The following is a 9,399-nucleotide window of genomic DNA, read 5'->3' as shown; positions in this document are numbered from 1 at the left end:
TCGTGCTGTCTCTTTATGACCAACAACGCAAGCCCCAAGATGGTTTCTTGCGTCTCCAAGATATCTTTAACCTCAACTTACCTGCGGAACTCGTTGTCTTGAGTGCTTGCGAAACTGGATTGGGGAAAGATGTGAAAGGGGAAGGATTAGTGGGCTTGACAAGAGGATTCATGTATGCTGGAGCAAGGCGCGTAGTCGTGAGTTTGTGGAGTGTTAATGATGTCGCCACGTCTGAAGTTATGGCGAAATTTTATCAGAAGATGCTCAAGGAGGAGCAAAAGCCGGTATCGGCATTAAGGGCTGCACAACTAGAAATGTGGAAATCCCAGCAATGGCAGTCTCCTTATTATTGGGCAGCATTTACGGTACAGGGAGATTGGCGATAATGGTGCTTTCTTTGAAACACACCCTAATCCAGGTGGAGGAGGGCGGGTTTTGTTTTAATGTTATCGGTGTATCCTACAAAAGTTATCCCTAAACCCGCCCCTACAAGCGCTTTTATCGGTATTTTTTCTATTCATAACAAGCCTGTACTCTTGTGGAGGATAACTTCATCCACTTAATTAAGTAATTAAACTCCTGTTGCGATCGCCTTAGCAACAGGGAAGAATAGCTTTATATGGGAAGGGGAATTAATCGTGGCGCAGGTTGTTCTAGAAAATATTTATAAAAGCTTTTCAGGTCGCAAGGGGGAGCGAACCGTCACACCCGTAACAGCAGAACCTCTGCTCTCGCCGGTGGATGAAGCGCCTGTGCTTGCCGTTGACAAGTCTTCCCCTAGGGATAATTCCACGGCACAAAAAACGAGTAATGTCAATGTCTTGCGGCGCATCAACCTAACGGTCAATGATGGCGAGTTTATGGTGCTGGTTGGCCCTTCGGGTTGCGGCAAAAGTACCTTGCTGCGATTGATTGCAGGGTTGGAGCAAATGACAGGCGGCAATATTTGGGTGAACGATCGCTTAGTCAACGACCTCCCCCCCAAGGAACGAGACATTGCAATGGTGTTTCAGAACTATGCCCTCTATCCCCATTTAACCGTCTATGACAACATTGCCTTTGGGCTACGGCGCACGAAAATGCTAAGTCCGGAATCGGAGATTCAAAGTGGGGAAGAGCCATCTGAACAAGAGATTCCCCAGTGGGTGGAGGATTTCTTCGTGGCAATGACGCGATCGCTTCCCAAAGGACTCCGCTATTTCTCTGACAAGGAGAAAGCGGTTGATGAACAAGTCCGCCGGGTGGCGCAGTTGTTGCAAATCGAACCACTGCTGCACCGACTGCCCAAGCATTTATCGGGGGGACAACGGCAACGAGTCGCACTGGGACGGGCAATTTCTCGCAATCCTCAAGTCTTTTTGATGGATGAACCCCTCTCCAACCTGGATGCCAAACTCCGGGCGGAAACTCGCAGCCAAATTGTGAAACTTCAGCGGCAATTGGGAACTACCACAATCTATGTTACCCACGACCAAACCGAAGCGATGACAATGGGCGATCGCATTGCTGTCATGAATCACGGGCAAATCCAACAACTTGCTCCACCACTGGAACTTTACAACCACCCCGCCAACCAGTTTGTGGCTGAATTCATCGGTTCACCGCCGATGAACTTTCTCCCCGTCCAGATTAAAGCGCCGCTTCTGATTACGCATCCTCAGTTCCGCCTCACTCTCCCAGAAGTCTGGGCACCTGTTCTGAAACAATACGACGGACGTTCTCTCACGTTAGGCATTCGTCCAGAACATCTTAGTGTCAGTGTACCTGCCCCTAAAAACTTACCCGTGCAAGTTGAGCTGGTAGAAGCATTAGGAAACGACACCTATTTAACTGTGTCGCTAGCTGAAGCATCTCCTTTACAAGTGAGAACGGCACCTGATCAACTCGTTCAAATTGGCGATCAACTTTGGCTATCAATGGTTGTTGATAAGATTCATTTGTTTGACCCCCAAACAGGCTTGGCAGTTCGACCTAATTCATAATGCTGTATTCAAGTGCTGCCATAGCGAGTGCCTGGATTGCCGTCCTAAGTGCGATCGCTTCTAACCCTTCACCCTCCCTAGTGTCTCAATCCCCAACATCCGTTGACCCCAATCCCGATCAATCCGTTTGCTACATCCAAACCCAAGAGGGTCAAATCCTGGATTTAAGCCGACTTTGCGGCGTTCGGGAGCGCAACTCAACAGCAAGCCCTATGCCTATCCAACAGCTATTAACAACCAAGCAATGTTCCAGATGTGCTTTGGGCAATGCTAATTTGATCGGGGCTAATCTGAGAGTTGCCGACTTGATGAGCGCTAATCTCAGTAATGCTAACCTCACGCGTGCTACTTTAATGTTTTCTGACTTAAGGGGTGCAGCACTGGATCGTGCGGATTTACAGGGGGCTAACCTCTATGGGGCTGATTTGACAGGTGCTAACTTACAGGAGGCTAATTTAACAGGTGCCAATCTGAAGGGAGCTATTTTAAATGGTGCTAACCTCCGAGGAGCAATTATGCCCGACAGCACAACCTATCGTTGAGTTCATCGTCATTCATATTTCTCAGACAACTTGTTTGTAGTTAGAGCTTTAGCGCTATCTTAATGCGAATGTCACTGACGTAAGGGAAAATTATCGTTTCTTGGAAAAACCCAGATTGGGGGGTTTCCCCCCAAACCCCCCACTGGGGGACGGAGTGCCTACCTAGAGACCCCCTGCACAAGGATTGACGGGTTGGATGAAATTTCTTAAGTCAGTGCTATTCATCGTTAATGTAGTTCTTGAAAATCAAACATCCTTAGACCTAACCTGAAAATAGAGGCTAAAACGCCGTAAATCCATCGAGCATGAGAACTATTTTCATTTTTTGTTGTGGGCAATCGCCCGTGGGGGTCTGTTTTGAAAGTCTCCTTTCATCCTGGAGTGTGAGCGGTACGCTCATGAATCGTCTCTTGCAAAAGTACATTTTTGCCCCCCTAGCCCCCCAATTCTGGGGGGAACATGAGTTCAAAGTCCCCCAAAAATGGGGGATTTAGGGGGCATTCTAGGATTTATGCCAGAGGTCTCTCGTTCATCCCACGCTTTTTAAACGTGAGAGCCTTCTGTCCTATGCCTTCCATCTTCTGCCTTCTGAACCTCAACCTTGGTTCCCCTTGACACTACTGAGAATTTGGTTAGCCGCCTCTATGCCAGAAAGCGCCGCCCCTTCCATGAAGCCCTGCCAGTCATAGAAAGAGTTAGTATGTTCGCCCGCAAAGTAGAGATTGCCAACAGGTTTCCCTTCATTATTGGCGATCATCGTAAAATAACCGGGTTGGTTACTGGTGTAACTTCCCTTCACCAACGGGTTGGAAAGCCAATGCTCCAAATGGGCTACCACCTGATTGCCATTACGCCTTGCGGCTGCTAATGCACCGGGAAAGACGCGGTTGAGGTCGTTGAGAAAGGCACTCGCTTCCTGCTGAACTTGGTTAGGATTAACTCCTGCACCCAATTTGCCCCCCATGTAATTAGTCAATACGGCTCGATCGCTAGTTGCCTTGCTGGGGTTAGTTTCCCAAGTGCCTTGGAGCTTTGCTAAGTCGGCGTAGGACGAACCATTACTACCTAAAGCCACCCACGGACGACTGGTAAAGCCAACCATTAGCTTGGCGTTGGTTCCGTAGACTAGATTGTTAATCGCATAGAGCTTTGCCGCAGGCAGTTGGAGGCTGGCATGTAGATCAACTTCCCGCAGCGTTGAGAAGGGAATGGCAAAGACAACAGCGTCAAATTTTCCGCTAGAGCCATCATTGAACGTCAACTCAACTTTGCCTGCACTGTCCTTGCGGGCGGCTACCAGCTTCTTGCCAACCTGAATCTGCCCTTGAAGTCGGCTGCGTAAGCCTTCAACAATTTGCTGGTTACCTCCGATAACGTGATAGCGTTCGTCGCTGAACACGCCAAAGGGTCTAAACTTTGATCGCTTATCTGCATGGATAAATAGGAGAAAATTCAGGCAGCTTTGGCGATCGATTTCTGAACCGTATTCCCCAATATACGCCGCTTTAATCACAGCCTTAATCAGATTTCCCGCCCCACGAGTATCCAGGTATTGTTGCAGAGTGGTAAAGTCGAGTTTGCGGTCAGCATCAGTATAGTTGTCGGCTGTGGGTTCGGCAGAAAGCGATCGCAAATCGTCCCGCATCACAGCCACAAAGTTGCGGAATTCATCAACAACCACTGATTCTGCATAGCGTTGACCGTTAAAGTAGTAAAAAACTTCCCCTGGCTGCTTGGACACATCTTCAACATCCAGTTTGAATTCCTGCACGTATCCCAACAAAGTCTTATGGGGGGTATCGATAAACTCTCCCCCTCGCTCAACAACCTGGCTGGGAAACGTAACGCTTCCTGGAAAGGCACCACCCAGCGAGTAGCAGCGCCCCCCCAATCGGTTGCTGGCGTCGTATAGAGTCGCATTAATTCCCTTCTGCTTCAGTTGGTAACCACAAGCTAACCCTGTCAATCCTGCTCCCACAATGGCTACATTTCCAGCCCCAGATGCTGGTGCCGCGAGAGTACGATGTAGCTCGCCGGAACCCACACCTAGCGCCGTACCCACTACCGCTAGCTTACCCATATCTACTAAGAATTCCCGCCTGCTTCGGCGTCGTGCTGACTGCATCGCTTCTAGGGCTGCTATGCGCTCCATCCCCTCACTGGTAGAGATGTTGTGCTTTTGGCAGTAGCGGGCAATCCACAGCGTATGTGCCAAGTTTCTAAAGGGCAGCGAACGACTCATAACTTTTTCTGTTCCAGTAGGAATTAGCGCCGAGGGCAAAGGACGATTGAGCGCCAACTTAATACTCATTGTCCTTCTAAAGACTTAATTTCAGAATCCAAAAGCTTCTGACCTCCGACGGATAGCGTTAGCCTTTGTGTTCGTTAACTTTATTAAAGTAAGCTTGACTAAGGCAACAAAATAAGCAAATAACAATCATGCAACAATCAAACACTCCTCCCATCACCAATCCTGAAGAGCGTAATGCTTGGAAGACAGGTTTAACTCCTCAAGCAGAGATCTGGAACGGACGCCTTGCAATGATTGGCTTTGTAGCTGCGCTGCTGACTGAAATATTAGCAAACCAAGGTGTGCTGCACTTCTGGGGATTAATGTAAGTCCTTAAAACTCACCCGTTTCACTCTAAATTTAACAAAAGGAAAATCAACCATGACAAATACACCAAACACACCTATTACTAATCCAGAAGACCGTAACGCTGTCAAGTTCGGCTTCACCCCCCAAGCGGAAATCTGGAATGGACGTTTGGCAATGCTTGGTTTTGTCATTGCCATAGCGATTGAATTATTCTCGAATCAAGGTGTTCTACACTTTTGGGGACTCCAGTAAATAAATGCATTGCCCCATTAATCTAATAGGAGAAACCTAGGAGCTTTTCTAAGACCTCCTAGGTTTTTTAGGTCTTGTGTTTTGGGTCTCCTAAACTAGAGTAAAGACCTGTTGCGATAAGACAGCAAACAAAACGCCTATGACCACTGCTGCACCGGTTAAAACTCAGTATGAAGCAATTATTGGTCTAGAAACCCATTGTCAGCTGAGTACCCAAACCAAAATTTTCTCTCATTCCTCTACAGAATTCGGTGGGACTCCGAATACAAACATCGATCCAATTTGTTTGGGACTGCCTGGGGTACTGCCCGTGCTGAATCAAAAGGTACTGGAGTACGCTGTAAAAGCAGGTTTAGCCCTGAATTGCCAGATTGCCCCTTACAGCAAGTTTGACCGGAAACAGTATTTTTATCCCGATCTGCCTAAAAATTACCAGATTTCTCAATTCGACTTACCCATTGCCGAACACGGCTGGCTCGAAATTGAGCTACCTGACGAGGCAGGTAACCCTATCCGCAAAAAGATTGGTATTACTCGTCTTCACATGGAGGAAGATGCAGGAAAACTAGTTCACGCAGGGAGCGATCGCCTTTCGGGTTCCACTTATTCCCTCGTCGATTACAATCGAGCAGGTGTAGCCCTGGTCGAAATTGTTTCAGAACCCGATATGCGTTCTGGGCAAGAAGCGGCGGAGTATGCCCAGGAATTGCGCCGGATTATGCGCTATATCGGTGTCAGCGATGGCAACATGCAAGAAGGTTCGCTGCGCTGCGATGTGAATATTTCCGTGCGTCCCGTTGGACAGAAGGAGTTTGGCACCAAAGTCGAAATCAAGAATATGAACTCCTTCAACGCTATCCAAAAAGCGATCGAGTACGAAATCGAGCGGCAAATTGCGGCGGTTGAAGCTGGAGAGCGTATCATTCAAGAAACACGCCTGTGGGAAGAAGGTAGTCAACGCACGATTAGTATGCGGGTAAAGGAAGGCTCCAGCGACTACCGCTACTTCCCCGAACCCGATTTACCCCCGATTGAGGTATCTAAGCAGCAGCTAGAGCAATGGGGTAGTGAACTCCCTGAACTTCCCGCCCAGAAACGGCATCGCTATGAAAGCGAACTGGGGCTTTCTGCCTATGATGCTCGCGTGCTAACGGACGATCGCCAAGTGGCAGAGTATTTTGAAGCGGCTATTGCTACGGGTGCAAATGCTAAGCAAACGGCTAACTGGGTGATGGGAGATATTGCGGCTTATCTAAATACAGAGAAAGTGGCGATCGCAGAAATTGCCCTCAAGCCAACGACCCTTGCAGAACTCATCACCTTGATTGAAGACGGCACAATTAGCGGTAAGATTGCCAAAGACATTTTACCTGAACTACTGTCTCAAGGGGGTTCGGCGAAAGAATTGGTGGAACGTAAGGGTCTGATCCAAATCTCTGACTCTAGTCAACTCGAAGCCATTATCGATGAAGTGATTGCGGCTAATCCCAAGGAACTAGAACAATATCGCAAGGGCAAAACCAAGCTCCAAGGGTTCTTTGTTGGACAAGTCATGAAGCAAACCAGTGGGCGGGCTGATCCTAAGCTAACAAACCAAATCTTGAGCAAGAAGCTGAATGGCTAAGAGTGGCGAGTTCTATAGGTTCATCAAACTCAGATGTAAACTTCACAAAAATCACACAATAAGGGGTATCACCCCTCACCCCCATCTTGTTATAGTGTGCTTAGTAGATGCACCCTGATAGTCGGGAGAGTCGCTTCAAGTGGCTCTCCTTTTTTTGTGCCTATAAACGCTAGTGAGAAAAAAGTTTAAATAGGGGGTGACACCCCCCACCCCTATCTCTTATACTTGTGAGAAGTAGATGCACCCTGATGATCGGGAGAGTCGCCTCAAGTGGCTCTCTTTTTTTTGTGCCAAATGCCCAAATAAAGAAGCGGTTAGCGTATATGGCACGCTAACCAATCTCCAGCTGAAAAATTTGGTTAGGTCTTTTGAGCAATGATATAAACATGATTCTCAGGATATTGGTCATATTCGAGATGGCGGCATGTGCAGCGATGTGAGGTAAGAATTCGCAAGAAAGCATCTACCCCCAAAGTGCTGTACTCAAAATTTTGACCTTGAAATACCCCCGAAATCTCGCTGGTTGTATGTCCACCACCACAGGTAAACAGGAGTACTCCGTCAGGTTCAAGAGCCTCGCATAGCTTTTTTATCACAGGCTCTTGCACATTTAGGGGCAGATGAAAGGTGCTATCCCAAGCCGAAATCAAGCTGTAAGGTTTCGGAGGAATCCAACAGCAGATGTCTTCCCTGTAAAATGTGATTTCTGGATGTAGGAGTTTTGCTAAATTGATCATTTCGCTAGAAATATCAAGCCCTTCAGCCTGAAATCCATGCTGGGATAAGATTCTGAGAAAACGTCCGCTACTTCCACACCCTACGTCAAGAGCTGAGTGCCTCAAAGAAGTAAATTTGATAGTCCGCTCCAATTGGGCAATCCCGTAGGTTGAATGTTGATGTTTAGTCTGCCACCAGTGGGCGATTTGATCATATCGGGTAGCTGTATCATTCGGCTCCATGATGATGACTTAACAATTAATCGGCAGGAACTTTTTACTCGTAATTTATATCAGACAAACTCTCATCAACAAAAACAACTCGTCAAAAAAATTAAATAGGAGGTGACACCCCTCACCCCTAACCCTTATACTTGTGAGAAGTAGATGCACCCTGATGATCGGGAGAGTCGCCTCAAGTGGCTCTCTTTTTTTTTGTATCAATACCAGCCGCTTCGCTATCTGGTTCCCTGAGACTTGATATAATCGCCTCTCAAACAGGAGTGAAGGTTTTCAGGAGGCGTCATGTCAGACTGGCAAGAAATTACAGGTGGTGTCACAGCCCCTAGAGGATATCGAGCGGCAGGGATTACCGCCGGACTGAAACCTTCAGGGCTTCCTGATTTAGCATTGATTTTGTCAGATGTAGATGCGATCGCAGCGGGTGTATTCACAACAAATCAAGTTTGCGCCGCTCCGGTAGAATACTGCCGTCAACGATTGCAAGCCAAAGCCAGTGCTCGTGCTGTTTTGGTCAATGCCGGACAAGCGAATGCAGCCACTGGTGAGCAAGGCAGGAAAGATAGCTTGGAAAGTGCCCAAGCTTTGGGGCAAGCACTGAACATTCCACCCGAATCAATTTTGGTCGCTTCGACGGGTGTGATTGGGCAACGCATTCGCATGGATGCCCTATTGTCAGGAATTCCTCAACTGGTTGCCGCCGCCTCAGAAAAAGGTTCGGATTCAGCAGCGCGATCCATTATGACTACAGATTTAGTCCCCAAATCGATCGCGCTGGAAACTACCATTGGCGATCGCACCGTGCGGGTGGGTGGCATTTGCAAAGGTTCCGGCATGATTCATCCGAACATGGCAACCCTGCTAGCATTTGTTACTTGTGATGCTACTGTATCCACTACTTTGTGGCAACAAATGTTAAGTCGGGCAGCGGATAAAAGTTTCAACCAAATTACGGTTGATGGAGATACCAGTACCAACGATACCTTAATTGCTCTGGCAAATGGTCAATCCCGAACAGCAGCAATTACGGAGATGGGGCCAGAAGCGGAAAAATTGGAGGCGATGCTAACAGCGGTTTGTCAACATTTAGCCAAAGCGATCGCACGGGATGGGGAAGGCGCTACTTGTCTGATTGAAGTACAAGTTTCGGGCGCAGCCGATGACAAAGCAGCGCGTCAAATTGCCAGAAGTATTGCTGGCTCATCTTTGGTTAAGTCAGCAATATTTGGTCGCGATCCCAACTGGGGCAGAATTGCCGCCGCCGCAGGTTATGCAGGAGTACCCTTTGAGCAGGAAAATCTCAGAGTTCAGTTAGGAGATTTCTTGATGATGGAAAATGGTCAACCCCTGCCTTTTGACCGTGCAGCAGCTGGTAATTATCTCAAACAAGCAGCCGCAGGTGCTTATTTGAAAGAGGATACAGTATTAATCTCTGTTAGTGTCG

General features: G+C 47.8%; 9 protein-coding genes. 7 read left to right on the top strand and 2 right to left on the bottom strand.

Translation table 11 applies throughout. The features are described from left to right. The 3 genes from V6C93_RS30245 to V6C93_RS30235 form a co-directional block, all read left to right on the top strand. The coding region (locus V6C93_RS30245) for a CHAT domain-containing protein (RefSeq protein WP_333480388.1) at nt 1-386 on the top strand (386 nt) is incomplete at its 5' end. Between the two features lie 252 nt (nt 387-638). After that, entirely contained in the window at nt 639-1,982 is a 1,344-nt protein-coding gene (locus tag V6C93_RS30240) for an ABC transporter ATP-binding protein (RefSeq protein WP_333480387.1), read from the top strand. Next, nucleotides 1,982-2,524 carry a pentapeptide repeat-containing protein gene (locus V6C93_RS30235; RefSeq protein ID WP_333480386.1) on the top strand — a complete coding sequence of 181 codons (543 nt, stop codon included), beginning with the start codon at nt 1,982-1,984 and terminating at the stop codon, nt 2,522-2,524. The genes V6C93_RS30240 and V6C93_RS30235 overlap by 1 nt, the downstream gene beginning before the upstream one ends. A 595-nt stretch (nt 2,525-3,119) precedes the next feature. Here V6C93_RS30235 and V6C93_RS30230 read toward each other — a convergent pair. Beyond that, the gene (locus tag V6C93_RS30230) at nt 3,120-4,835 is read right to left on the bottom strand and encodes a flavin monoamine oxidase family protein (RefSeq protein WP_333480385.1); all 1,716 of its coding nucleotides are present in this window, start codon (nt 4,833-4,835) and stop codon (nt 3,120-3,122) included. A 128-nt stretch (nt 4,836-4,963) separates the two neighbouring features. Here V6C93_RS30230 and V6C93_RS30225 point away from each other — a divergent pair, with 128 nt between their 5' ends. From V6C93_RS30225 to gatB, 3 genes are all read left to right on the top strand, one after another. Continuing rightward, nucleotides 4,964-5,143 carry a chlorophyll a/b-binding protein gene (locus V6C93_RS30225; protein WP_333480384.1) on the top strand — a complete coding sequence of 60 codons (180 nt, stop codon included), beginning with the start codon at nt 4,964-4,966 and terminating at the stop codon, nt 5,141-5,143. 52 nt (nt 5,144-5,195) lie between these two features. After that, nucleotides 5,196-5,375, top strand: coding sequence for a chlorophyll a/b-binding protein (locus V6C93_RS30220; RefSeq protein WP_333480383.1), 180 nt, complete (start codon nt 5,196-5,198; stop codon nt 5,373-5,375). Nucleotides 5,376-5,514: 139 nt separating this feature from the next. Next, nucleotides 5,515-6,999 carry an Asp-tRNA(Asn)/Glu-tRNA(Gln) amidotransferase subunit GatB gene (gene gatB, locus V6C93_RS30215; protein ID WP_333480382.1) on the top strand — a complete coding sequence of 495 codons (1,485 nt, stop codon included), beginning with the start codon at nt 5,515-5,517 and terminating at the stop codon, nt 6,997-6,999. Between the two features lie 359 nt (nt 7,000-7,358). On the opposite strand, the gene V6C93_RS30210 is transcribed toward gatB, so the two are convergent. Continuing rightward, on the bottom strand, nt 7,359-7,958 hold the full coding sequence (locus tag V6C93_RS30210) for a class I SAM-dependent methyltransferase (protein WP_333480381.1): 600 nt from the start codon (nt 7,956-7,958) through the stop codon (nt 7,359-7,361). Nucleotides 7,959-8,240: 282 nt separating this feature from the next. On the opposite strand from V6C93_RS30210, the gene argJ reads away from it, so the two are divergent. Next, a partial coding sequence (gene argJ, locus V6C93_RS30205; RefSeq protein WP_333480380.1) for a bifunctional ornithine acetyltransferase/N-acetylglutamate synthase occupies nt 8,241-9,399 on the top strand: 1,159 nt, incomplete at its 3' end.

It is taken from the genome of Allocoleopsis sp. (genome assembly GCF_036703385.1).
Classification (GTDB): Bacteria; Cyanobacteriota; Cyanobacteriia; order Cyanobacteriales; family Coleofasciculaceae; genus Allocoleopsis.
This window is presented reverse-complemented; position numbering and strand designations above follow the sequence as displayed.

What these genes read in the sequence shown, in the direction of transcription:
- V6C93_RS30225 (WP_333480384.1), top strand. Translation starts at nt 4,964, where the DNA reads ATGCAACAATCAAACACTCCTCCCATCACCAATCCTGAAGAGCGTAAT.
- V6C93_RS30220 (WP_333480383.1), top strand. Translation starts at nt 5,196, where the DNA reads ATGACAAATACACCAAACACACCTATTACTAATCCAGAAGACCGTAAC.
- V6C93_RS30210 (WP_333480381.1), bottom strand. Translation starts at nt 7,958, where the DNA reads ATGGAGCCGAATGATACAGCTACCCGATATGATCAAATCGCCCACTGG.
- V6C93_RS30230 (WP_333480385.1), bottom strand. Translation starts at nt 4,835, where the DNA reads ATGAGTATTAAGTTGGCGCTCAATCGTCCTTTGCCCTCGGCGCTAATT.
- gatB (WP_333480382.1), top strand. Translation starts at nt 5,515, where the DNA reads ATGACCACTGCTGCACCGGTTAAAACTCAGTATGAAGCAATTATTGGT.
- V6C93_RS30235 (WP_333480386.1), top strand. Translation starts at nt 1,982, where the DNA reads ATGCTGTATTCAAGTGCTGCCATAGCGAGTGCCTGGATTGCCGTCCTA.